We start from the raw sequence: 24,163 nt of genomic DNA on the forward strand, positions 1-24,163 counted from the left end.
TGTACTGCCTTAAAAAAGAAATCTAGTTTAAATTACGCTGTATAAATCCGCACCTTAAGCTTAAAGCTTTTCGTATCTAATATACATTAATTAACTAATATAGTCATATTTATTCATAAAAATAGCTTTTTTACGTTTTTTTATTAAAAAAGTATTGAAATCACATTTTGAATCAGTTATAGTAAACAACAACAAATTGAATTTTTATTCAAAAAAATGAATCTGGAAGGTGAGTAAATGCGTGTTGGTATTTTAGGTGCTACCGGTTATAGCGGGGCCGTCCTTTTTTCGCTATTGAAGCAGCATCCTCAAGTTACAGAAATTGATCTTTACGGTCATGAAGGACAAAGTACAGCCCGACGCTTGCTCGCAGATGAAATCCCAGCATTTTCAAACGCCGCACTTCCAATCGTTCCTTTTGTGCCACAAGATATTATGGCAACAACTGACTGCCTCTTTTGTGCAACTCCGGCAGGGATCACTAAAAATTTGATGGAACCGTTCATTGCACAAAATTTTCCTGTGATCGATTTATCAGGAGATTATCGTTTGAAAGATCCGACACAATATGAAAAATGGTATCACAAAAAAGCTGCCCCATCGCATCTACTGAAAGAAGCTGCGTACGGACTAAGTGAGTTCCTCACTCATCCAGGTCATTACATTGCCAATCCCGGCTGTTATGCAACTGCAACTTTGCTAGGACTTGCACCACTTGCATTAAAGAAATTAATTGAACCAACTTCAATTATTGTTGATGCAAAATCTGGAATTTCAGGTGCTGGTAAAAAACTAAGCGCTACTAGTCACTATACTTTTATAAATGAAAATGCATGCTTATACAAAATCAACGAGCATCAACATATTCCAGAAATTATGCAGCAGTTGCAGCAATGGAATGCAGCAATTCCAGCCATTCAATTTACGACCACGCTGATTCCGATCACGCGCGGTATCATGGTCACTATTTACGCAAAAGCGGCAGCCGGTTTAACCGCGACACAAATCCAAGCGGCTTATGCACAAGTTTATGCTCAAAGTCCTTTTGTTCGCCTGCGTAACCATGGCTTTCCAACTATTCAAGATGTCAAAGGTTCGAACTATTGCGATATTGGCTACAATTACAATCCAAAGACCAACACCATCACAGTTGTTGCAACCATCGATAACCTTTTAAAAGGTGCTGCTGGTCAAGCTGTTCAAAATTTCAATAAACTATCCGGTTTCACAGAAACTGCAGGTTTACCAGAATTGCCAAGTTTTCCCTAGAAAGAGATGAGCATATGCAAAAAATAAAGACTTTTACTGAACAAGAATTTTCCTGGCCGCACGACTTTTACAGCGATGGCACTAATTGCGGATTGCGGACTGGACGCCCAGATTTGGGTTGGATCTATTCGAAGACTCCCGCACATGCCGCCGGGGTCTATACAACAAATCGTTTTTGTGCAGCCCCTACCAAACTTACAAAGCAGCTCATCACGCAAAACCAGCTGCTTCAATGTGTCTTAATGAACAGTGTAATCGCAAATTCCTTCACTGGTGCTCAAGGAGTGGCCGCTGTCCAGGCGGAACAACAAGCTGTCGCAACTAAACTTGGAATTGCTCCCGAATTAGTTGGAGTAGCTTCTACAGGATTAATTGGAGCTTACTTGCCGCTCCACAAAATTACTCAAGGAATCACGCAGCTTGAGTTAACCAAGAAAACGACTGTGACACGTGCAGTCTTAACAACTGATACGCACCCTAAAACTTGTTGCGTCACGATAAAGATTGCAGGCCAGCCGTGCACAATTACTGGTTTTGCCAAAGGCTCTGGTATGATTCATCCTAAGATGGCGACCATGCTCGCCTTTATAACAACGGATGCTGCAATTGAAGCTGCAACACTGCAGTCATTACTGAGCGAATTAACGACTTCAACTTTCAACCAGATCACTGTTGATGGTGATACCTCAACAAACGATATGGTAGTCACTTTAGCCAATGGAGCTAGCAAAACTCCTCTCCTTACACCAACATCCCCTGATTTTGCTAACTTTAAAGCCGCTTATCACCATGTCTTAAAAAGCCTGGCCCAGCAAATCGCAGCAGATGGCGAAGGCGCAACTAAATTAGTTGAAGCAAATGTAGCCTCTGCTAAAACTGCTGCCGAAGCGCAAGCGGTAGCAAAAGCAGTGGTAGGTTCAAATCTTGTTAAGGCTGCGCTTTTTGGTGCAGATCCCAACTGGGGCAGAATTATCAGTACTTTAGGGGCAACTTCCGCGTCCTTTTCACCCGACAAGATTGACTTGTCATTAAATGGACATCTTTTAATCCAACAAAGCCAGCCGCTTTCTTTTGACAAAGAACTTGTCAGCCAGAGTCTGCAAAAAGACAAAGTCTACATTAACCTTGAACTGCATGCAGGCCAAGCCAGCGGTCAGGCCTGGGGTTGTGATCTAACCTATGATTACGTTAAAATCAATGCCTCTTACAGCAGCTAAACACTATCTTAAATATTATCTAGAAAGGAGCAGAAAATGGAAAATTTAATTGTGATTAAAATCGGCGGAAATACGCTTTCGCAGTTGCAGCCGAGTTTTTTTCAGCAGCTTCAATGCTGGCGGAAACAAAATAAAAAAATCCTCCTATTGCATGGTGGCGGTACAAAAATCACCGAATTATCGCATCAGTTGAATCTGCCTGTTCGTAAAATCAATGGAATTCGCGTCACAGATGAACAGGTACTTGAGGTTACGCGTCTTGTCCTCTTGGGAAGAACACAGCCACTTTTGCTCCAGCAATTAGCTGTAAATTCATTACCTGCATTAGGTCTAAACGCTGCCGACCAGTTTCTGCTTCGCGGTTCTTTCTTAGATAAGCAACGTTATGGCTTCGTCGGTAAAATCGTTCAAGTTAATTCAAGTTTGCTGGAACATCTCTTAGCAGAACAAATTGGTGTTTTAGCCCCGCTGGCACTTTCAACGGCTGGCCAATGGCTAAATGTCAACGGTGACAGTGCGGCGGCTGCAATTGCCAGCCTACTGGGCGCAAAACAACTCTATCTAATGACTGATGTTCCAGGCGTCCTCAAAGCTGGCCAAGTTTTGCCGACACTGAATCGTAAAACTGCACAGTACTTGCAAGCAGCACATGTCATTACAACGGGAATGCAACCTAAGATTCAAGCCGCCTTTCATGCAGTCGATACTGGTGTAAACCAAGTTCAAATCACCGATCACTTTTATCACTCTGGAACAAAGATCACACAGGAGGGAGTAAACAATGATGAATTCACTTTTTCAAACCTATAAACGTTTTCCTTTTGAAATTGTCAAAGGACAAGAAACCACACTAACTGACAATTCTGGCAAAGAATATCTCGACCTGACAAGCGGAATTGGTGTCTGCAATCTTGGCTACAGTGCAACTGCAGTCAAACAAGCTGTCAGTTCCCAATTAGACAAGATTTGGCATACTTCCAATCTGTATGAAAGTAGCCTGCAAGAAAAGGTTGCCGAATTACTTACAGTTGGAACCAACAAGAAAGTCTTTTTCTGCAACTCAGGCACCGAAGCTAATGAAGCCGCATTAAAATTAGCACGCAAGGCCACCGGTAAAAAAAAGGTGCTCGCTTTTGACCACTCATTTCATGGACGGACATATGGCTCCCTTTCGCTAACCGGCAATGAAACAATTAAAACCGGTTTCGGTCCATTAGTGCCAGATATCGCCTTTGCCACTTATAATGATTTTGCTGCACTAGCTCAAATCACCTCAGATCTAGCTGCTGTAATTTTAGAAGTTATCCAAGGAGAAGGCGGAATTGTTAACGGTAATCCAAAATGGCTGCACGCCATTGCTCAAAAATGCCATGACTTGGGTGTATTGCTGATTATCGATGAAGTCCAAAGTGGGATGGGCAGAACCGGTAAGCTTTTCGCCTATCAGCATTATGAGCTTGATCCCGATATCGTTACTGTTGCTAAAGGTCTGGCAAATGGCCTACCGGTGGGTGCCATGATCGGCAAAGAAAACTTAGCATCTGCTTTTGGTCCAGGAAGCCACGGAACAACTTTTGGGGGAAATCCGCTGGCAATGGCCGCAGCTGCAGCTGTTTTGGAAACTTTAGACGCCGCTTTTCTTGAGGCAGTACAACAAAAAGCGAGCTTCTTTTGGTACTATCTTGAAAAAGATCTTGCCCCACTTGCCGAAGTTACTGCTCTTTCTGGTAAAGGACTCATGGTAGGAATTCACCTGAAAAAGGAATTACCCGTCGAAAATGTAATTACCGCTCTGCAACATGCAGGATTATTAACACTTTCTTCCCGTGATAATACGCTTCGCTTATTGCCTCCACTTGTCATCACTGGCTCTGAGTTGCTTAAAAGTCTTGAAATAATCAAGAATGTTTTACAAAATATGACCGTGAGTCAGTAAGGAGAAAAAATATGAATCATTTTTTTGGAAGTTCATTTCTCAAAGAAACCGATTTTTCAGCAGCAGAACTAAATTATCTAATTGATTTTGCAATCCATTTAAAACATTTGAAACAACAAAATATCTCTCATCACTATTTAGCAGGGCGCAATATCGCTCTTTTATTCGAAAAGCCTTCGACAAGGACACGTTCCGCTTTTACAGTTGCAGCCTGTGACCTAGGTGCACATCCTGAATTCTTAGGTAAAGATGACATTCAACTAGGGAGTAAGGAATCTGTCGCTGATACTGCAGCTGTTTTAGGAAGCATGTTCGATGGAATTGAATTTCGCGGTTTCAAACAGCAGACCGTTGAACAACTTGCCGCTAAAAGCGGCGTTCCCGTTTGGAATGGCTTGACAGACACGTGGCACCCTACCCAAATGATCGCCGATTTTATGACCCTGAAAGAACATTTTGGACGACTTCAAGGATTAACTTTGACCTATGTCGGTGATGGTCGCAACAATGTTGCCAACAGCCTTTTAGTAACAGGAGCACTTTTGGGAGTGAACGTTCACATCGCTGCTCCCGCGACACTGCAACCCACAGCAGCTGTGCAGGCCTTGGCAAACCAAGCGGCTGCTAAAAGCGGAGCCCAATTACTGCTGAGTACTGATCCAGCTGCTGCCGTTAAAGGTGCAGATGCACTTTATACCGATGTCTGGATCTCAATGGGCGAAAAAGTCGATGTCGCCAAAAGAATTGAACAACTACTCCCATATCAAATAAACAAGCAGCTTCTCCAGCAAACCGGTCAAGAATCAACAATTGTCATGCACTGCCTACCTGCCTTTCATGACGATCAAACGCTTGTCGGTAAAAAACTGGCAGCTCAATTCAAGCTGTCTGCTTTAGAAATTACAGACCAAGTCTTCAGCAGTTCTCAATCCGTGGTTTTCGCAGAAGCAGAAAACCGGATGCACGCTATTAAAGCGATTATGGCCGCAACTCTTGGAAATCTTTTCATTCCGACAAATTTTTTTGAATAATTCCATCCATATAAAAACAGCTTGCATCACTAAAGACTCAAGGAGTCCGAATTTTGCAAGCTGTTTTTATTCTTTTAAATTTTTCACAAAAATTCTCAGACCTTACGTCCGGGATTCAGAATATTATTAGGATCAAACGTATGCTTTACCTTTTTTTGTAATGTCACTAACTGTTGTCCTAATTGTGGCAAAACCCATTCATCTTTCAGGTCACCAATTCCATGTTCGGCAGAAATCGTTCCTCCAATTGACTGAACATAGGCAAAAATTTTCTTAATAGCCGCCTTAACATCTGCAGGAATGACATTTAACTCACGTGGAATAGCAATATTAGGATGAAAATTTCCGTCTCCTGCATGTCCGCCGAGGAAAGCCTTGACTGGTGTCTGGAATGTCAATTGATCAACAAATTCAGCTAATGCCGGTAATTTTGAGAGTGGAACTGCCACATCTTCAACTATTAAACGACCATACGCTGCCTCTGCTTGATAATAGTCTTGGCGAATTTTGATAATCTTCTGGGCGTAGTCCTTTTCTGTGGTAACCGATACGTGCAGTGCATTGTTTTCATGGAGTATCTTTTTGAGCGCCTCAACCGCACCTTGGGGAGTTACATCAAGTTGAAAAATTAATAACGCTGCTGCGTTCCCTTTTCCTAAATCTGTTTGTTCCAGTCGATCCAAGGCTTCAATGGAAGTACTATTCAGTGCCTCCATCAAAGAAGGTGCCAAGCCGCTTGCAGAAATTTTTTCAACTGCAACACTAAGTTCCTTCATACTGGCAAAAGTAGCTAAACCCGTAGTCGGTGTGCCAAAAGGCAATGGTAAGATCCTGACAGTGGCTTCCACAATAATCCCTAATGTTCCTTCAGAACCCACAAAAAGGTCGGTTAAATCATAACCAACATTGTCTTTGAAGCAGCGGCTCCCCATTTCAACAAGTGAACCGTCTGCAAGTACTACTTTGAGTCCAATGACAGATTGTTTGGTAGTCCCATACTTTAAAGAACTCATGCCGCCTGCGTCAGTAGCGATGTTCCCACCAACTGAACTGATTGGCTTCGATCCCGGATCAGGTGCAAAAAAGTAGCCTTGCTGCCGCACTTGGGCATCGAGTACACCATTCAAGACCCCCGCTTGTACGATTGCATATTGATCTGGAATATTGATCTCAATAATTTCATTCAAACCTGAAAGATCAAGGACAATTCCTTCATTCTGACCTGCTGAACCATTAACAATTGAGGTCCCTGCCCCAAAAGCTGTAACAGCAATTCTTCGTTCATTGGCATAGCGCAAAACCGCCTGCACATCCGCGATGCTTTTTACACGAACTACGGCAGCCGGCGTATTGCCATCAATAATCTCTTGGGTATATTTATTCTGTCCATATTCTTTTCTAATTGTTAACTCAGTTTCAAGTTTTCCATCTGGTAAAACGAGTTTTTCAATCTCAGTTGCCATTTTTTTCGCTTCTTTCTGATGATTAGTTGTGACAGCTAGCGTTTGCCGCCGTAGACTAAGGTTCAAATTACAAAGTAACCCGGGCTTGGTTACACGTAATTTAGCCTTAGACATAGGCGGGGCTGGCTGGAACACGATTACAATTAGTTGTGACAGTCAGCGTTTGCCGCCGTAAACTAAGGTTCAAATTACAAAGTAACCCGGGCTTGGTTACACGTAATTTAGCCTTAGACATAGGCGGGGGCTGGCTGGAACACGATTACAATTAGTTGTGACAGTCAGCGTTTGCCGCCGTAGACTAAGGTTCAAATTACAAAGGCACAAATTACGAACGCTTCCTGTTGAGGTTACGTTCGTAGCTTAATTTCTTTGAGTGTTATTGTGCAAACTTGCTGCTACCTACTACTAAAAACACGACTGCCTAAACGATAGTAAACCGGCAATGCTACAAATGCGCCCGCAAACCCTTGGACGATGTTTAAAGGAACTCCCACAATCCCAGTAGCAAAAGTATACATCAAACTATCACTAAGCAGATAACCGCCAACCATTACAACTATGCCGACAAATAAACCAATCCATGCTGAATATTTGGTCGCACGTTCTCCAATTCTTCCAGCTAAATACCCTTCGAGTCCATGAACTACAAGCGAAAAGAGCATATATTGCGGGAAGCCCGAGATTAAGTCTAATAATAGTCCGCTAAGTCCGCCTACAAGCGCACCGGCAGAACGCCCCAATAATAATGCAGCAATGAAAATTCCAGCATCACATAAGTTAATATTACCATGTGTCATGGGTAATGGTATCAAAAAAATTCGCGCAATACCCACATTGACTGCAATTAAAATTGCTAACAAGATTACTCTTTTTAATCCATTTTGTTTCATTTTTGGCCCCCCTAGTCACAAAACACAACTCTCATTTTAGACTAATCATTTTGTAATTTTAACTGTTATTGTAGCATTAATTAACATAATGTAAACTGCTTATTTCTGCTTTTTAGTAAGTAGTTCCCTTATCAGCGGTGCTATTTTCAACCCATATTGCCTTGGACTTTTTGCATGTACAACTTGTTGTAAAGCATTATAGGTTACTTGAGTCGCAGTGCAAACGGCTTGCGTGAGTGAAGCTCCATTCCAAAGCTGGCCAGTTAGAACAGCTGCAAAGGCATCCCCACTCCCATAAAAATGACCTTTCATCTGAGGTAAAAAGAAATGTTTTACTTCACCATTTTCAAGCCACGCACATCCAATCCGATCATCCGTGCGAATGCCCGTGATGACTGCACGTCCAGTTGGTTTCATTAACAATTGGATTTTTTGCAATAATTGCTTTTGCTGCATCACAGTTGGCTTTTCCAGATACCTTTCTCCAGTTAAAAAACATGCTTCCGTTACATTCGGAGTGCTAAAATCTGCATGTCTGAGTAATTTAATGGTGCGGTGCACTTGATTAGCTGTTAATTCTGGATAAAAAAGCCCTTCATCAGCCAGCACCGGATCGATTATAACTAACTTCAAGGGAACCTTTGTCAAAAACGCATGTAAAATTTTACTAACTTCTTCACTGTCAATATAGCCTAGTAAAGCTCCATGCAATGGCACGTGCTGGTCTTGCCAGTGTTTCAAGGTGGCAGCAATCCAAGAAGCGGTTGCAAGCTTTACAGGCACTCCAAAGCCTTCACTTTGTGTTGACATAATTCCAGTTGGGAGGAGCGCAACTGGCACATCTTGTGCAGCTAATATGGGGTATGCAGCAGTCGTTGATAATCCACCAAGCGCAGATAGATCTTCTGCCACCACTAGATACCCCTTCTCAGTTTCTCCCATCTTCTTTAACCCTCCTGTCAAAAAACATGTACCCTTCTTCAAGCTTACTTTTATCTTTAAAGTATACATAATTAAAGTAAAAATAAAAGTGGAAGTGCAACTGCGACTAGCAAACTTTGAGGACCAACAATTATGTACCATAACCGGATTTTGAAGAACGGTAATTTGAGGTTTACGCAAGGGCTATAACAAACAAAAAGGCTGTGACAAAAGTTAAATTTTGTCGCAGCCCCTCTTTTATTCCGGATAAACGTGTTCCATAAGTCAAAATTCTCCGTCTAACTGCAAATTACTCATAGCAAAGTACTCGCTATGTTCGTAATTTCGAGTTAGCACTCAAAATTTTCCCGACTTATGTCACATTCTCTTTTTTTAAATTCTAATTATTTTTATGAAGAAGATCTTGCAACTTATCACCAAAACTGTCGATCTTCTTAGAAGCAAACACAGTCACACCGATCAAAACGCCCCCCACGATCAATGTACTTGCTACCATAAATTTAAAAATTGCCTTCAAAGCTTCCACAATAATTCCCCCTTTTTCCTTAGTAACCGCAATTTTTTAGTGACCTTTACGTTTGCGCCTTTCACCTAACTCCTTGCTAATTGCTAGCAAAAGTTGTCCGAGAGAAAGAAGCAAAGACAGTTTCGTCCAAAAACTAATTCGATTACTTGTTCTTTTCACAACTGCGCCTCCATTCTTTCCCCTAAGTTCTATTCTAATTATAGATGAAAGCGATCTCTAATAGCTAGTAATATGAATTGGAAACACTGCGTATCCTGCTTAATCAGAATTTTTGTTTATTTGTTAACAACGTCCGTACACCGATTGCAAGTCCGCCAACAATTGCTAAGATAAAAAAAAGTTTCTTTCCGTCTTGTTGATCAGTTTGCTTTGGAGCCTGCCGCTGCTGGGTACTAGTTGAAACTACTTGACTACTGGTTCCCGTCGAACTTGCTGCAGCCTTCGCTAGCGTACTGGCACTTGTGACTGCAAATGTCTGCGGCGCTTCTTTTTGCGTGCTTTCAGCTTGGGCAACAACCGCATCTTCCTGCTTGTCAAATACTTTTGCAGCCATCGCAGAACCTAATGTCGCTTTAAAAGTGCTACTACCTGTTGTAGCAAAAACTGTGCTAGTCAACTGACTGCTTTTTGTACTCTCACTCTCCAGCACAGCTGAAGCTTGACTGCTTTGCATCGTTGAGTCGCTGGTTGGGGCAGTCGTAGTCCTGCTATCAGGGATAATTGCAGCCGCGGATGATGCCGCAGCAGCCGGTTGTGGCAATTCAGTGGTATCGAAAATCATTAAAAAATGTACGCTTTTTACTTGTCCTGCAACGCTTGTCTGTAGTTGACCTTCAAGCGGAGCACTGAAATCTTGGACCAAAAAGGAAACCTGCGGCGTGTGTCCCGCTTCAGTCTTCGCTGGTAATTGCAGTTGTTGTCCATTAATAGTCAGGCTTGAAAGCACATCTTCTTTGTTTAAATCTAAGGTCACAATATAACGATCCTGGGTAACAACAATTTTTGCATTCCCCGTGAAAAAATTGCTTGCATCTGAGTGTTGTTTATTGTCAAAATCTTCAATTTGGTAGCTCACTTGCAGTGCTGTTGTTTGGCTTTCAGCTGCTTTGACAAGTGAACCTCCTGATAAAAATATAACCATTGTCAGCAGCATTACTGCTATTTTCTTGTTCATTTCCCTATCCTTGCTTTGAAGCTCTTTTATTTTTTGTAAAAAACTAACTTTCAAAAGTATATCATTAACTAGCCGCTGGCACCCTACTAATTTTCAATTTTTCAAAACACATGCAAATAGGCCGCCCGCTTTTTTCAACCTGCGCTAATATCGCAAAGGTGAAAAAGCGAACGACCCACTCGAATTTTAAAATTACTGCTTAAAAATTAAATTCTAAATTAAAACAGCTTCCAATCCTGCTGCCAAAATTCCTCCTACAAGCGGTCCGAGAAAAGGTACCCAGGCATACGACCAGTTAGGATCGGTTTTATTTGGTACAGGCAAAACTGTATAGGCAAAACGAGGTGCCCAGTCACGTGCAGGATTAAGCGCAAAACCGGTTGTGCCCCCCAGCGCTTGTCCAACCACTGTAATTAATAATCCCACAATCACAGGTTTTAGCCCCTGCGTAAAATCACCTAGGTTCAATAAGGTGAAGATAAATGCACAAGTTGCGATCACTTCACTCAGAAAATTAAAAGTTGGATTTTTAATTGCAGGAGCGGTTGCAAAAATTCCAACCATATTGCCATCTGCAGCAGTTTTCGTGGCTTTAAAATGCGGGTAATACTGAATAATAACGATTACCGCTCCAATAAAAGCACCTAAAAACTGACCCAGCAGGTATGGAAAAACTGCATTCCAAGGGAAAAAGCCAAAGACTGCAAAGCCAATTGTGACTGCAGGATTTAAGTGCCCTTGCGAACCAAAGTGACCAGCAACGTAAACACCAAAAGTAACTGCCATACCCCAAGCCAGTGAGATAAACATCCAATTCTGTGCATGCGCATATGTCTTCTTCAAGTTAACTCCAGCGCCACAACCAACACCAAAAATTATTAAAACTGCTGTCCCCAGCAATTCTCCCCAAAAACCTTCCATATCGCCATCCTCCTTATTTGATCTTCAAAGGTGCCAACTGCTTTTCAATCTCTGTCAACGGTACATCCGCCTGCAAGAGAGTGGCAGCTGTATACGCCCCTTCAAGCAGCGCCGTATCATACAGGTGAACCTTTTTATCAGACATTTCGATTGCAAGTTCGAGGTTCATCTTCGCACTACCAAGGTCATAGAATGCCAGTAACTCAGCTGCCTCATTTTGCTCGAAAGCAGTCACAATCTTCGTGGCACTTGTTCCAACTTCTCCTGCGTCAGTGCCGCCTGCAAACGTAAGCGCAACGTCCGCGGCAACTTGTTCCAGCAAGCGTGGAATCCCAGCCGCTATTTCTGGTACATGAGAAACAATTACGATTCCGATCTTTTTGGTCATTTTACACCTCCTGCTGCGATAAAGGTCTCAAACAGATACCCGCTCGACATCGCCCCTGGATCAAGATGACCCACCGAACGTTCTCCCAAATATGATGCTCTTCCTTTACGCGCAATCATTTCTTTTGTACTTGCAACTGCCTGCTTAATTTGTTCAGTTCCAAAGCTCCCGTCAGTAAGTGCCTTTACAGTTGGGGCCCAGACGTCAACCATTGTCTTGTCGCCTTCTTTGGCCCCGCCGCGTTTCTTAATTCCCTCTAACGCAGCTGCAAACAAGATAGCCGGTTCTTGTGATTCGTCACATTTTTTCGCCATTTCTAAAAAAGCCGTTCCATATAAAGGCCCAGAAGCTCCACCCACTTTGCTAATCAATGCCATTGCAATCGTTCTTAGTGTTTCTTTTAGCGTTGGATCCTTGAGTTTAGCCAAACTGTCTTTAACGCCATCGACGCCGCGTTTCATATTGTTACCATGGTCGCCGTCACCGATCGGAGTATCTAACTCACTTAAGTACGCTTTTTCCTGATCAATTTGAGCATAAAAAAGTTCCATCCATTTTTTCGTTAATTCAACTGTCAGCATTCCTGCTTCCTCCTTTGCCTACTACGTTTACCAAGCAACAGTTGCAACTGGATAATTCAGATATTCAAGCCACTTTTGCTCTGCTAATTCAAAAATAGTCAGCGAAATCCCTGCCATATCAATTGACGTCATGTAATTTCCAACCTTGGTAAAGACCGGCGTAATGTTTTTTTCAGCTAATTTATTTAAAACATCATGGCTGAAAATATATTGTTCCATCAAAGGTGTTGCGCCCATCCCATTTATCAAAAGTGCGTACTGATGGGTTGCATCCAAATGCTGAACTTCATCGATTTTAGAAAGCAGTTCAGCCACCAACTCCTTGGAAGGCTTGATCTTTTCACGTCGATATCCAGGTTCACTATGAATTCCAACCCCATATTCAATCTCATCGTCTGCTAACTCAAAACCAGGCTTCCCCACTTCCGGAACAGTTGCCGCAGATAATGCAACCGCAATTGTACTAATATGGGGCAAAGCTTTTTTAGCCAGCGTCTCAAGTTCGTCCAGGCTTGCACCTTGATCTGCTGCAGCTCCTAGCAGCTTATGCATAAGTACAGTGCCAGCAACTCCTCTTTTTCCTTGTGTATATAAGCTGTTTTCAACGGCAATATCATCATCAACAATGATCTCTTTGACCGCAATTCCATCCATTTCGGCCATATCACGTGCCATTTCAAAATTCATAACATCCCCAGAGTAATTCTTGATTACCAGAAAAACTCCTTTACCCTGATTAACCGCTTTAATTGCTGCATAAATCTGATCTGGAGTTGGTGAGGTAAAGACCTGCCCACAAACTGCCGCACTCAACATGCCTTTGCCTACAAAACCTGCATGTGTCGGTTCATGTCCGCTGCCACCGCCACTAACGAGTCCAACTTTTCCCTTCATTGATGCTTGGTCACTGCGAACCACTGCTTCTGTTTCCGGAATCTGCTTCAAATACTCTGGATACGAGCGTACAAGCCCATCGACCATCTCAGGAACAACGTCTTGTGGACTGTTGATAATTTTTTTCATTTCCTTCACTACTCCTTCTAAATAAACTTGAGCCCGTAAAAGTATACGCTTACAAAGAATGCTATCTAAAACATCCTTCCATCTAAATTTTTACCATAAACAGCCCCAATAAAACAGTAAAATGACTCACTATCATGTCAATTTTTTACCTTTAATGCACCTTATATCCAATGTGTAAAGCGCCTGCGCCTAAATTAAAAAGTTCGTATTCAACATTCTGTGCCCCAGCAGCAATAAACATTGCTTTCAACTGCTGCGGCGTTGCAAAACCGATTGCTGTTTTGTGCAAATAGTTATAATCACTGCAATTATTTCCTTTAAGTCTGGCAATCAGTGGAACCAGCTGCAGATACCCCTTCCAACCAAGCGTCACAATTGGATTAGTCGGATGTGATGTCTCTAGACAAGCAATCATCGCCCCAGGTTTCGCAACTCTGACCATTTCACGCAGAACCTGATTAGCATCCGGCACATTGCGTAACCCAAAACCAATTGTTACTACGTCAAAGTAATTATCCGGATAATTTAATTTCATGACGTTTCCCTGTACTAAAGTTACTTGTTTTTCCAACTGTGCCGCTCGTATCTTTTTTTTTGCAATTTTAAGCATTTCAGCACTAAAATCAATGCCGGTCACATGACCTTCTTTATCCGCAGCTTGCGCTAACAACGTAGTCCACGCACCCGTCCCGCAACACAAGTCCAGTGCCTGTGCTCCAGCTTTGATTGCCATCTTTTTCATTGTTTTTTCGCGCCATCTTTTTTGGGTCCCTAAACTGATCCAATCGTTCATCAGATCATACTGGGGCGCTACTCGATCAAACAGTGAATTTACTTGTTTTTCGGGTGTTTTATTTGTCAAAACCAATTGCAAAACCAACCTTTCTGTATGCTCATTGTGCTACTTTCCTGATGATGAGTGACGTTCAACAAAGTCCGCTTGCTTTATTGTACACCGAAGCAAGTCAATACCAAGACAAAGACTGGCAATAGACCTTTACATGCTTGTCTAAGCAGACTAAAATAAACTGAATGTTTTTAATGCTTAGATGCCTTCATGTCTTAATTTACTCAAATAAAAATCAGTCTAAATTATTATTTGAGTAACACAAGTTTTCTAAGAAAAGCGATCTTGAAATTAAAAATAAAAATTAAAAAACAGGTGTAATTTAGTGAACAAAAAAATTTTGTCAGGTTCCTTTTGGCTTTCATTTGGAAGTACTTTTTCCAAAGCATTAGGAGTCATTTATTTAATTCCGTGGTTATCCATGATGGGATCGGAACATAATATTAATGCAGCGCAAGCACTTTTTAACTCTACTTATAATATCTATGCAATTTTTTTATCGCTAGGAATGGCTGGTTTTCCTTCAGCTATTGCACGGCGAGTTGCCATGTACAATGGTAATCAAGAATTTGAAAATAGCAAAAAAATATTCAGGCTTGGACTCATTTTGATGGGTTTTTCAGGCTTTATTTTTGCAATCAGCTTGTACGCCAGTGCCCCTTTCTTTGCAAGAAATAGCCCCGTTGTTTCCCAACAAGCTTCAATTACCGCCATCAGAAGTATGACACCGGCCATCGCTATTTTGCCGTCAATGAGTGTCTTGCGCGGATGGTTTCAGGGCAATCAAGATCTGAAACCCTTTGGAATTTCACAGTTATGGGAACAACTCTTGCGCGTAATTTTCATTTTATCGTCTACTTATATTTTAATTTATAAGTTTCAAGTCGGTTACGTTGTAGCAGTCTATTTTAGTGTTTTCGCTGCGTTTATCGGCGCGCTTGCCAGTTACACATACTTGATTTGGCATTTCCACAAAATGCTGCCTAATTACCGTGAATTACAGAGAAACAGTAAAAAAGCTAATCTGCATAATCTGAAAAAAATTTTATTGCTGATCGCTTATGAATCAATTCCTTTTGTGGTTGTGGGCGCCGGAATCAATCTTTGCCAAACAATCGATCAGCTTTTCTTCAAACAAATTTTACAAAATTTATTAAACTTTTCCGCCGAGTATACGCAAAATATGTATACAGCTTTTTCTGCCAATCCGGCAAAAATCACCGCACTGGTGATCGCATTAGCGACCGCTGTAGCCGAAAGCAGCTTACCTTTACTAGCTGCTAAAAACTCAATAAACGATAAAAAAGGGGTGCAAAAACTTTTATCTGAAAATCTCAATTATTTATTTTTTATTCTTTTACCGATCACAATTGTTCTAAGCACGCTGTCACCAGAAATTAATGGTTTGTTTTACTTTTTCAGTAATCAAGGAGCTGCTTTCCTATTTTTTAATATCTGGCAAAGCGTTTTTATGGCGATTGCAATTAATGGCTTAACACTCCTACAGGCCCTGCATTATAGTAAAAAGGCAATGACATATCTACTAAGCGGTTTATTAGTGAAAATAATTTTGCAATTTCCGTTAGTTTACTGGCTGCAAGGGATGGGAGCAATTATTGCTACTGCAGTTGCTTTTTTGATGATTTGCCTGCTTACTTACCACAAACTTGGAAAACAATTTATTATTCATTTTTCTGCTTTATTTTCAATTTGCTTGTTTAACTTGGCATTCTTCTTCGGAGTCGTTTTTATTAAGTTGGGAAGTATGCATTTTTACATTCCTGACACCAAGTTAACCGCTTTTCTTTATGCTTGTGGCTTTAGCTGTCTTACGCTTCTAGCATACCTATTCTTCTCTAAAAAAATAGGCCTTACGGAAAAAGTTTTTAAGACCAACAAAACTGCGAACTAATTCAGCATTTATTTTTGAAACCAGCTTAAGTAGCTCTTTAAAAGTATTGCTTATCGATGACGGTGCTAAAATTTTCCTAACAGATAATTTAAAAATAAATTACACCCATAAATTCCGTGTTTTAAGTGTTACTGGCTGATTCACTTCTTTTAACATAGACCAACTTAACGCAATTCACCATTTTTACCACTCTTTTAGCATGACTACTAAAAAGGAAGCTTCTAGTATATTTCGCTAGCAGCTTCCTTACTTAACGATCATTCAATATTTTCCCAAATTTAGCTTAAAACCTAAATTGTCTAAACACTAACACCCTTCAAAAACTCTGTACTTCTTATAAAACTGTATTGTAAAAATCGAACCTCATTATTTCGCATTTTATATTTTTTAAATTTTATAGCTTAATCTTGTCAAATAAAGGTGTTGCGTTACTTTTTAAAACTTCATTTAATTCTTCTATATTCTGCTTTCCTTCACTTTGCAACCATTGCTTTCCAGCATTCTCACCGCCTTGTGCGAATGCTTCAATTGCCCCCTTCCAAGTTGCCCTTCCACATAAGACACCGTTAAAATTCGAACCAGCATTAGCCGCAAATTTCAAAGTCTTTTGAAATAATTGTGCACTGACACCCGCACTTAGAAAAATAAATGGGACTTTTCCAGCTGCTACTGCTTGTTTTTTAAAATAGGAAGCAGCGACTTCAGCAGTATAAACAGGAGTATTGGTATCATTATAACCAGCTACAAACTCCATGTTTACCGGAACTTCAACTTTTAGCACATCTACTTGATAACGGCTGTTAGCAAACTCCTTAACCATTTCAATTACTTTATGCGGTTTAATTCGTGCATATTCACTACTCTTAGTATCACTGATATTTGCATCATATGACATCAGTTCTAAGAAAAAGGGTAATCCGGCATTAGCAGTTTCAGCCCCAATTCGTTCAACAAAGGCACGTTTTTTACGATTAATTTTTTCTTCCTCATCCACATCATAGTACAGCATAAATTTAATTGCATCGGCTCCTGCCTCCTTCAAACGCAAAGCTGACCACTCAGCTAACAAATCTGGCATCCTACCAGGTGTCGTTGTATCATACCCTGTTTTTTCATAGGCTATAAGCAATCCAGCATTAGCGGCACGCACTTTTGAAGCTGGTAATCCGTATTCTGGATCAAGCAAAATTGCCGAAGCATACGGAGTTAATTCACTTGAAATTAATTTCTTGAATTCAGTAATATCCAGCTTTCTATTTTCTTTGCTTGCTGCAGCAGCCAGCATCTTTTTTAAAGAACCTCGTTGGTCGATTGCTACAGCAGCGATTATCCCATCATCATTAACTATTTTCTTTAAACATTCTTTTTTAGTTTCATTCATTTTTATTTTCCCCTCTTCTTATACTGAAAATTTCTTAAACAGTTCCACAATTTCATCGCTATGTTTGCTAGATCTTAGCTTAGCAACAAAATCTTGATGCATTAACAGCTTGGCAGTACTTGATAAATAACGCAGATGTGCCCCATTATCTTGAACAGGAATTAAAAATGAAATAATTAAATCTACTGGTTTTCCATCAAACGTATTCCAACTAACTGGATTTTTTAATTTAAGAATCATCATACTTGAACTTTTAATGGCAGCATCCTGAGCATGCGGAATTGCGATTCCATTTTCCATTCCTGTTGATCCCTCCTCTTCACGTTTAACGTACTTCTGAAATACACTTTCTGTAGAACTACTCAACCCACTCTTAACTGCCTTTTCTGCTAAATAACGCAAAGCTTCTTGCTGGTTTTTGACAGAAACATTGAAAAAAATATTCTCCGGTTTTAAAATCTCGCTTAAATCATTGTCAAACTCCTGATTCTGGTCTTCTTTAGCTGATTGTAAAGTTGATTCAGACCTATTCTCTTCAACTTCACCAGTGATTATTCCCATTCCTCCACCTGCAACAACTCCACCGTGTTTTTTAGCTTGACGGCCGGCAATAATTGCTAGTAAAACCGCCGAAACAGCTGCTCCTATAACAATGTAGATGACCCAGAGAAAAGGATGATTTACCAGCGGCAGTACAATAAAGCCACCATGTGGGGCAGGAACTTGAATTTTTGACATATATGATAAAACCGCCGCAATAGAAGCTCCAACCATGAATGCTGGAATATTCAATAACGGATTCTTAGCAGCAAAGGGAATCGCACCCTCAGTAATATGTGTCGAACCCAATAAAAAGTTGACATATCCTGCACTGCGCTCATCTTTTGAATATGCTTTGGGATTCATTAAAACTGCAAAACCGGTTGCAAGTGGCGGAGCGATACATGCAGCTGAAACACCAGCCATAAAATAATAGTTGCCTTGAGCTAATAAAGCAGTTCCGGTTAAATAAGCAGCCTTGTTAATTGGCCCGCCAAAATCTGAAGCAGCCATACATCCAACAATAATTCCTAAAATTAAAGGATCGGAATTTTGCATACCCTTCAAAAAGTCCATCATTCCAACATTAATTGTCTTCATTGGTGTTGAAATAAACCACATAATTAGTCCCGAAATGAAAACACCTAATACTGGATAAAGAAAAATCGCTTTAAGACCACGAAATTCTTTATCAGGTAGCGGTTTCAAAATTTTTTGCAAAAATATAATCGTATATCCGGCCAAATAACCTCCAACAATTGCTCCAAGAAAACCGGTTCCGTTATTGAAAGCAATCATCCCTGTAGCAAATCCCACAATTAATCCAGAACGTTTACTGATGGCTTCAGCAATATACGCACAAAAGACTGGAACCATTAAATTCATTGTTGTACTTCCAATCGTGTTCAGCATATATGCAAATTGATTATATTGAGATGACTTAGGATCCGCCGAATAGATTCCCCAAAAAAACGATACAGCTATCAAAACACCTCCAGCTACAACTAAGGGCAGCATGTGTGAGACACCATTCATCAACGATGTATATATTTTTGTAACAGCGCTTCCATTTGCCTGCTGTAAATTATTAGCCTTTGATTCTTTTTTAGTTGCTTGAGTGGCTTTATAAATCGGTGTGTCTGAAGACAGTGCGCGCTCAATCAATTTGCTTGGCTCGTGAATTCCGCGTGCAACGGGCACAAGTACCAACTTTTTCCCAGCAAAACGATCCGCATCAACATCAATATCGGCAGCTACTACTACAGCGTCAGCCGCTGCAATATCAGCAGCTGTTAATTGATTTTCAACCCCAGTCTGCCCATGAGTCTCCACCTTAATTGTGAGACCTTTTTCGGCAGCAGCCTGTTCCAATGCTTCTTGTGCCATATAGGTATGAGCAATTCCAGTCGCACAGCCAGTTGCTGCAACAATGTTATACTTTGGCATATTTACTCCTCCGTTCATTTTTTTAATTCGACATAAATTTATGCGTGTTAAATTTTTTTAAAGAGCCATATCCTCAATCTGAATTTCATTCTCCAGTTCTTCTGCTGTAGTAAAATCTGTAATCCATTCTTGTCTTGCTGCATCACTTCCAGCTGCAATTGCCCGCTTTAATGCTGTTATCGTATCAATATGCTTACTTAAATTACCGATAAAAGTGCCTAGCATTGAATCTCCAGCTCCAGCGGTGTTTAAAACTTTTATTTTAGGAGCATTCCCGTAAAACACTCTATCTCTTGAAACTAGGATTGCACCATCGCCTCCAAGTGAAATCAAAACTAACTGTGCTCCTTGATCAATTAATCTTTGCCCTAGTTTCGCTAATTGTTTAAGGTTTAAAGTTTCTGTGATCTTAAACCAGCTTTTAATCTCATCTACATTCGGTTTAATAATCCAAGGATGATACTTAAGCACATCCATTACCTCTTGGTAACTTGTGTCAATAACAAGTTTAGCGTTTTTAGTAACTGCGATTTCAGCAAATTTAATAAGAATTTTTGGGTCAATTCCTTGCGAAAAGCTGCCAGAAATACAAATCACATCATTTTTTCCCAGTTTAGCTTTTAAATACTGCAACAATTTTTTCTGTTCCCCAAGTTCAACTGCTGGTCCTGGGTTCACTAACTTATATTCCTTATCTCCTTTTTTTACTCGTGTAAAGACATTGATCCTAGTAATACCTCGGCTTTCTACAAAATAATGTGCTATCTGACTGCGTTGGAGCTCATCTTGAATATATTTAACTGTAAATCCGTTTCCCACCCCTACTGCAGTACTCGCCACATTAAGTTCTTTTAAAATAAACGAGACATTGATTCCCTTGCCATTGGCCTGAATATCATATTTTTTTGTACGGTTAACTATATTTGGTTCCATTTTTTCTGTATCAATAAAAAGATCTATCGCTGGATTTAGCGTGATTGTATAAATCAATTTCCATCTCCTCCTCTTTTATTAATTATTTCTTTATACTTCTTAGTTTAAATATCTTTTTTTGAAAATGTTTTCAAGAACAGATTATGGTAGGCTATATTATGAAAAACGTTTACACTTTTTTAAAGGAGGAAATAATGGAAAAAAAATTAAGCAGCGCCGAGCACTATTTGTGGGGGTTGATTCAGAACCATATTGATCAAATTGGTGACATGTCAATTGTTAAATTAAGCGAATATGCCAATGTTTCAACCGCTACAATCGTACGAACTATGAAAAAAAAAGGATATTCAGGATATACTGATTTTCGTCATGAATTATTAAGTAAAGAAAAAAATGGTCCAAAATATAACATTTTAAGACAGGCCGACAGTGTGATCCGCTCCGTTATTATGAAAAACGAAACTGAACTCAACAATACTCTCAAAAATTTAGAAATTGATGTCATTGAAGATGCTATCCATCAAATTCAGAACGCAAAGATGGTCTATATTTTTGCGCGTGGTTTATCCGAATCGATCGGCCATGAATTGCAAATGAAATTGCAGTTAGTTGACAAATATACAGAATTACAAACCGATCCCAACATCATTAAGACAGTCGCTAAAAAAATACCGACAAATTGTGTCGCAATTTTCATTTCGTTAAACGGAAAAACACCGGAACTTGTTGAAGCTGCAAAAACTTTGGAGAAAAAAGAAGTCACCAAAATTGTTTTCACAACCAATTTGAGTTCATCAATTGCGACTCTTGCTGACCTCCTTTTCTGTGGTTTTAAATCAGAAACTACTTACTTTCCTGATTACGAAGTTCGTTCTCGACTACCCCTGCAAATCATGACTCGAATCTTAATGGATTCGTATGTTGTTCGAACAAAAAAATAATTGTTGCTCGCTAATTCAAAGTAAAAAAAGAACATTAGCTTAATTGCTAACATTCTTTTAAATTCTAATACGCAGCGCTTTTTAAAATATTTTTTGCTTGGATTATACAAAAAGGCTAACTTCGTTGCATTAAATTGGCTAATTTAATGCAATTTGATAACTGAGTGTTTTTTCCCCATTAACTCCCAAAATTGTATTTCCTTCCTTTTGGAAAATATCATGTTCGTTACCATATATATCAGGCAACCCTGCAAAGGGTTCGATACATAAAAACGGGGCTTTTTCTTTTTCCAGACTCCATAATGCGACGTAAGGAAAATCTCTCAAAGTAATTTTAATCAAATGTGTGGTTTTAGAACTTGAAAGAATAACATTTTTGATTCCTTGGTTAGCCAAAATTATCAAGCCCTTGTCAAATAAGTGGTGACTCAAGGGAATTGTATTATCCTGGCTTTCGTTTAGGGGTATTACCTCACCATTGCGGAATGGGATTGGGGCAATTCCAAACTTTTTTAACTTTTCCTGTACTGGATCAAAACTGATTCGATAGTCACTATAATTTCCTTCGTTGTTGAAAGGAACATTAAATCCTGGATGTGCTCCTAGTGCAAAAGGGAGCGGCTTGTCTCCAAGATTAAGCACTGTAAAGGTCACCCTTACCACGGCCGCTTTTAGTTCATATGCTACAATCAATTTAAAATCAAAAGGATACAATTCTTCTGTCTTTTCATTATTCTCAAGTTCAAATACAACCTTTTTATGACTTTGGTTTGTAACCATAAATCTTTGATCACGGCCAAAACCATGTTGCGGCATTTCATAAATATCATTATTTAATAAGTATGCATTATTGTAAGAACGACCAATCGCTGGAAAAAGAATTGGTGCATGTCTTTTCCAAAAACCCAACCCATTATCATTCCAAATGTAATCAAAATTTTCTTCTAAACTATAAATACTTTGAATTTCAGCGCCTAATTCACTTATTCCAACTCGATACTTTGTATTTTCTAATTGAATCATGTATTTCTCCTCTTAGAAACTTTAGAAAGGCTTCAGCATTTAGATAACTGGACTGCGAAATCATTAAAAATTAACGACTTCTAACTTAGTTACAGAAATCTTTCCAAAATATTTCGAAAATAATTTCTTGTTTACACAACCAGTTTGTTTCTCCATAGTATTCAGCATCCCTAGGGTCATTGCAGTTTTGAGTGTTTCCTCATCATCTTTTCCTTCTGAAATAGCAATCGCTAACCCAGCAAGTGTTGCATCTCCAGAACCAACTGGATTTTCAACGTGAATCTTGGGAATCTTAACACGATAGAAACTATTATTGTGCTTGGCAATTGCGCCTGCTGCACCTAGTGAAACTACGATCCAAGCAACATCTTGAAAAATTTTATTCGACATGTACTTAATTAATATTTCTGAATTTTCTTTGCCATTAAGCTTAATATTTAAAAGCTCGCTAATCTCTTCTTGATTTGGCTTAATGAGATAAGGTTTGTCTTTATTTAATAAGGTCTGCTTCAAAGATTCTCCTGAACTATCAAGCATTACTTTGATTTTTTTTTGCTTAGCCAGTGAAGACAGCTTAGCGTAAAAGTCACTTTCTATTCCTTGTGGAAGACTTCCGGATATAGTAACCACATCTGCTTCGCTCAAAAGCTCTTTATAATTTTCCAAAAAGCGAAAAACATCTTGTGCCGTAAGAACTGGTCCAGCTTCCAATATCTCTGTTTGTTTTCCGCCATCATGCAAAATAGCAATTGAGTTTCTTGTCTCCTGCTTAATATGAATAAAAGCATGATTAATTTTTTCTTTATCCAACTGCTCTTCAATAAAAGCCCCAAAGTTTCCTCCTAGAGCACCCGTTGCAACTATGCGACGCCCCATCATTTTTATAACTCTAGAAACATTAAGTCCTTTACCACCCGCAGTTTTTCTAACTTCACTAACCCGATTAACTGTATTTTCTTTTAAATCTTCAATTGAATAAGCCATATCAATTGAAGGATTCATAGTAACTGTCAGGATCATAACAAAACCCCACTTTCCATTAGCTGATCAAAAAGTTCTGTTCATTATCTTTGTCAATAACTGGTTAGCACCTAATTTATATCAAGCGCTTTCAATTTAATTAATTTACCGCTAACACCCTGTACTACCCCTGAAGCAAGCTTGTCTTTACGAACAAAATGAGCAGCTTGAAATTTATTTTTCTTCACTATCCAAGGATTGTTACTCTTAAAACTTTTTTCAAGCGGCTGATTGGTTCCTTTTAACACCATCACCACTACTTTAAAGCCAGGGCTTCTAACCATTATTGGACTATAGTGCAAAGTATCACTAAAAATTTCTATCACACTACCTGCAGGTACGAAAAACAGCTGTGCATCTTTTTCTGCATTAAAAGTACCATTTTTTATTTCTGATCTTTTTCCAAAAACCATCACCACGTCCGTCAGCATTATATTGACTTCGCTTCCTTGATGAAACTCCACGGCAGAAAAGGAAGTCGTTCTTCCGACACATTCTCCTACATTCACTGCCATTCCAGCAAAAACATCTCGTTCTATCTGCTGAATGGTCCCCATCTTTTCTAAATCTGAGTTGGAAGGGTTATACTCATTTCCTTGTGCAGGAAGTTTTGCTTTCTTTTGAAAATACTGCTTAATCTCTGCAAGGGCATAGCAGGTATAACACATCCCATATCTTTTAAAACTGGCATCTTCAATATTTTGAATTTTATACTGCGGATTTTTAATTTTCAATTCATTAAGTGTTTCCATTTATCTC

The 24,163-nt window shown here is 39.7% G+C and carries 24 protein-coding genes; 7 read left to right on the top strand and 17 right to left on the bottom strand.

Annotated features, from left to right (window positions below; all coding sequences use genetic code 11):
* The first annotated feature begins 237 nt into the window (after positions 1–237).
* The 5 genes from argC to argF are packed head-to-tail and all read left to right on the top strand — an operon-like array spanning position 238 to position 5,453.
* Positions 238–1,269: an N-acetyl-gamma-glutamyl-phosphate reductase gene (gene argC, locus FD50_RS03960; RefSeq protein WP_056960430.1), complete on the top strand. Its 1,032-nt coding sequence runs from the start codon at positions 238–240 to the stop codon at positions 1,267–1,269.
* Between the two features lie 14 nt (positions 1,270–1,283).
* Positions 1,284–2,486, top strand: a complete 1,203-nt coding sequence (argJ, locus tag FD50_RS03965) for a bifunctional glutamate N-acetyltransferase/amino-acid acetyltransferase ArgJ (RefSeq protein ID WP_056960432.1) — start codon at positions 1,284–1,286, stop codon at positions 2,484–2,486.
* Positions 2,487–2,522: 36 nt separating this feature from the next.
* Positions 2,523–3,296 carry an acetylglutamate kinase gene (argB, locus tag FD50_RS03970; protein WP_056960433.1) on the top strand — a complete coding sequence of 258 codons (774 nt, stop codon included), beginning with the start codon at positions 2,523–2,525 and terminating at the stop codon, positions 3,294–3,296.
* A complete protein-coding gene (locus FD50_RS03975) occupies positions 3,271–4,422 on the top strand; it encodes an acetylornithine transaminase (RefSeq protein ID WP_056960625.1) in 1,152 nt (383 codons plus the stop codon). The genes argB and FD50_RS03975 overlap by 26 nt, the downstream gene beginning before the upstream one ends.
* A gap of 11 nt (positions 4,423–4,433) precedes the next feature.
* Entirely contained in the window at positions 4,434–5,453 is a 1,020-nt protein-coding gene (gene argF / locus FD50_RS03980; RefSeq protein WP_054757206.1) for an ornithine carbamoyltransferase, read from the top strand.
* 95 nt (positions 5,454–5,548) lie between these two features.
* Here the strand turns inward: argF and FD50_RS03985 are convergent, their stop codons facing one another.
* From FD50_RS03985 to FD50_RS04025, 11 genes are all read right to left on the bottom strand, one after another.
* Positions 5,549–6,916 (bottom strand): FAD-binding oxidoreductase, encoded by a 1,368-nt coding sequence (locus FD50_RS03985; protein WP_056960436.1) that lies wholly within the window; start codon positions 6,914–6,916, stop codon positions 5,549–5,551.
* 395 nt (positions 6,917–7,311) lie between these two features.
* Positions 7,312–7,806 (bottom strand): ECF transporter S component, encoded by a 495-nt coding sequence (locus FD50_RS03990; protein ID WP_056960438.1) that lies wholly within the window; start codon positions 7,804–7,806, stop codon positions 7,312–7,314.
* A 99-nt stretch (positions 7,807–7,905) separates the two neighbouring features.
* Positions 7,906–8,748, bottom strand: coding sequence for a PfkB family carbohydrate kinase (locus FD50_RS03995; RefSeq protein WP_056960439.1), 843 nt, complete (start codon positions 8,746–8,748; stop codon positions 7,906–7,908).
* 379 nt (positions 8,749–9,127) lie between these two features.
* Positions 9,128–9,274: a hypothetical protein gene (locus FD50_RS12840; RefSeq protein ID WP_156653485.1), complete on the bottom strand. Its 147-nt coding sequence runs from the start codon at positions 9,272–9,274 to the stop codon at positions 9,128–9,130.
* A gap of 36 nt (positions 9,275–9,310) precedes the next feature.
* Positions 9,311–9,433 (bottom strand): hypothetical protein, encoded by a 123-nt coding sequence (locus FD50_RS12985; RefSeq protein ID WP_261907551.1) that lies wholly within the window; start codon positions 9,431–9,433, stop codon positions 9,311–9,313.
* A gap of 103 nt (positions 9,434–9,536) precedes the next feature.
* Positions 9,537–10,448, bottom strand: coding sequence for a hypothetical protein (locus FD50_RS04000; protein ID WP_056960441.1), 912 nt, complete (start codon positions 10,446–10,448; stop codon positions 9,537–9,539).
* A 213-nt stretch (positions 10,449–10,661) separates the two neighbouring features.
* Positions 10,662–11,369 carry an MIP/aquaporin family protein gene (locus FD50_RS04005; protein ID WP_056960443.1) on the bottom strand — a complete coding sequence of 236 codons (708 nt, stop codon included), beginning with the start codon at positions 11,367–11,369 and terminating at the stop codon, positions 10,662–10,664.
* A 13-nt stretch (positions 11,370–11,382) separates the two neighbouring features.
* Positions 11,383–11,757 carry a dihydroxyacetone kinase phosphoryl donor subunit DhaM gene (gene dhaM, locus FD50_RS04010; RefSeq protein ID WP_056960444.1) on the bottom strand — a complete coding sequence of 125 codons (375 nt, stop codon included), beginning with the start codon at positions 11,755–11,757 and terminating at the stop codon, positions 11,383–11,385.
* Positions 11,754–12,338 (bottom strand): dihydroxyacetone kinase subunit DhaL, encoded by a 585-nt coding sequence (dhaL, locus tag FD50_RS04015; protein WP_056960446.1) that lies wholly within the window; start codon positions 12,336–12,338, stop codon positions 11,754–11,756. The genes dhaM and dhaL overlap by 4 nt, the downstream gene beginning before the upstream one ends.
* 27 nt (positions 12,339–12,365) lie before the next feature.
* Positions 12,366–13,361 carry a dihydroxyacetone kinase subunit DhaK gene (dhaK, locus tag FD50_RS04020; protein WP_056960447.1) on the bottom strand — a complete coding sequence of 332 codons (996 nt, stop codon included), beginning with the start codon at positions 13,359–13,361 and terminating at the stop codon, positions 12,366–12,368.
* A 151-nt stretch (positions 13,362–13,512) separates the two neighbouring features.
* Positions 13,513–14,229 (bottom strand): demethylmenaquinone methyltransferase, encoded by a 717-nt coding sequence (locus FD50_RS04025; RefSeq protein ID WP_056960626.1) that lies wholly within the window; start codon positions 14,227–14,229, stop codon positions 13,513–13,515.
* 304 nt (positions 14,230–14,533) lie between these two features.
* Here FD50_RS04025 and FD50_RS04030 point away from each other — a divergent pair, with 304 nt between their 5' ends.
* The gene (locus FD50_RS04030; protein ID WP_056960450.1) at positions 14,534–16,120 is read left to right on the top strand and encodes a putative polysaccharide biosynthesis protein; all 1,587 of its coding nucleotides are present in this window, start codon (positions 14,534–14,536) and stop codon (positions 16,118–16,120) included.
* A gap of 394 nt (positions 16,121–16,514) precedes the next feature.
* On the opposite strand, the gene FD50_RS04035 is transcribed toward FD50_RS04030, so the two are convergent.
* From FD50_RS04035 to pfkB, 3 genes are read right to left on the bottom strand one after another with little or no spacing between them, the layout of a single operon-like run.
* Positions 16,515–17,501, bottom strand: a complete 987-nt coding sequence (locus tag FD50_RS04035; protein ID WP_056960452.1) for a tagatose 1,6-diphosphate aldolase — start codon at positions 17,499–17,501, stop codon at positions 16,515–16,517.
* A gap of 18 nt (positions 17,502–17,519) precedes the next feature.
* Positions 17,520–19,487 (bottom strand): fructose-specific PTS transporter subunit EIIC, encoded by a 1,968-nt coding sequence (locus FD50_RS04040; protein WP_056960455.1) that lies wholly within the window; start codon positions 19,485–19,487, stop codon positions 17,520–17,522.
* 57 nt (positions 19,488–19,544) lie between these two features.
* Positions 19,545–20,477 carry a 1-phosphofructokinase gene (pfkB, locus tag FD50_RS04045; RefSeq protein WP_056960457.1) on the bottom strand — a complete coding sequence of 311 codons (933 nt, stop codon included), beginning with the start codon at positions 20,475–20,477 and terminating at the stop codon, positions 19,545–19,547.
* A gap of 137 nt (positions 20,478–20,614) precedes the next feature.
* Here pfkB and FD50_RS04050 point away from each other — a divergent pair, with 137 nt between their 5' ends.
* Entirely contained in the window at positions 20,615–21,361 is a 747-nt protein-coding gene (locus tag FD50_RS04050) for a MurR/RpiR family transcriptional regulator (protein ID WP_056960459.1), read from the top strand.
* Positions 21,362–21,499: 138 nt separating this feature from the next.
* Here the strand turns inward: FD50_RS04050 and FD50_RS04055 are convergent, their stop codons facing one another.
* The 3 genes from FD50_RS04055 to FD50_RS04065 all read right to left on the bottom strand — a co-directional run bounded on the left by FD50_RS04055 (position 21,500) and on the right by FD50_RS04065 (position 24,156).
* Positions 21,500–22,384 (bottom strand): aldose 1-epimerase family protein, encoded by an 885-nt coding sequence (locus FD50_RS04055; protein ID WP_056960461.1) that lies wholly within the window; start codon positions 22,382–22,384, stop codon positions 21,500–21,502.
* A 63-nt stretch (positions 22,385–22,447) separates the two neighbouring features.
* Positions 22,448–23,404 carry a hexose kinase gene (locus FD50_RS04060; protein WP_054757189.1) on the bottom strand — a complete coding sequence of 319 codons (957 nt, stop codon included), beginning with the start codon at positions 23,402–23,404 and terminating at the stop codon, positions 22,448–22,450.
* 71 nt (positions 23,405–23,475) lie between these two features.
* Entirely contained in the window at positions 23,476–24,156 is a 681-nt protein-coding gene (locus FD50_RS04065) for a DUF4867 family protein (RefSeq protein WP_056960463.1), read from the bottom strand.
* Between the last annotated feature and the right edge of the window lie 7 nt (positions 24,157–24,163).

This window comes from Liquorilactobacillus satsumensis DSM 16230 = JCM 12392, from assembly GCF_001435195.1.
Classification (GTDB): domain Bacteria; phylum Bacillota; class Bacilli; order Lactobacillales; family Lactobacillaceae; genus Liquorilactobacillus; species Liquorilactobacillus satsumensis.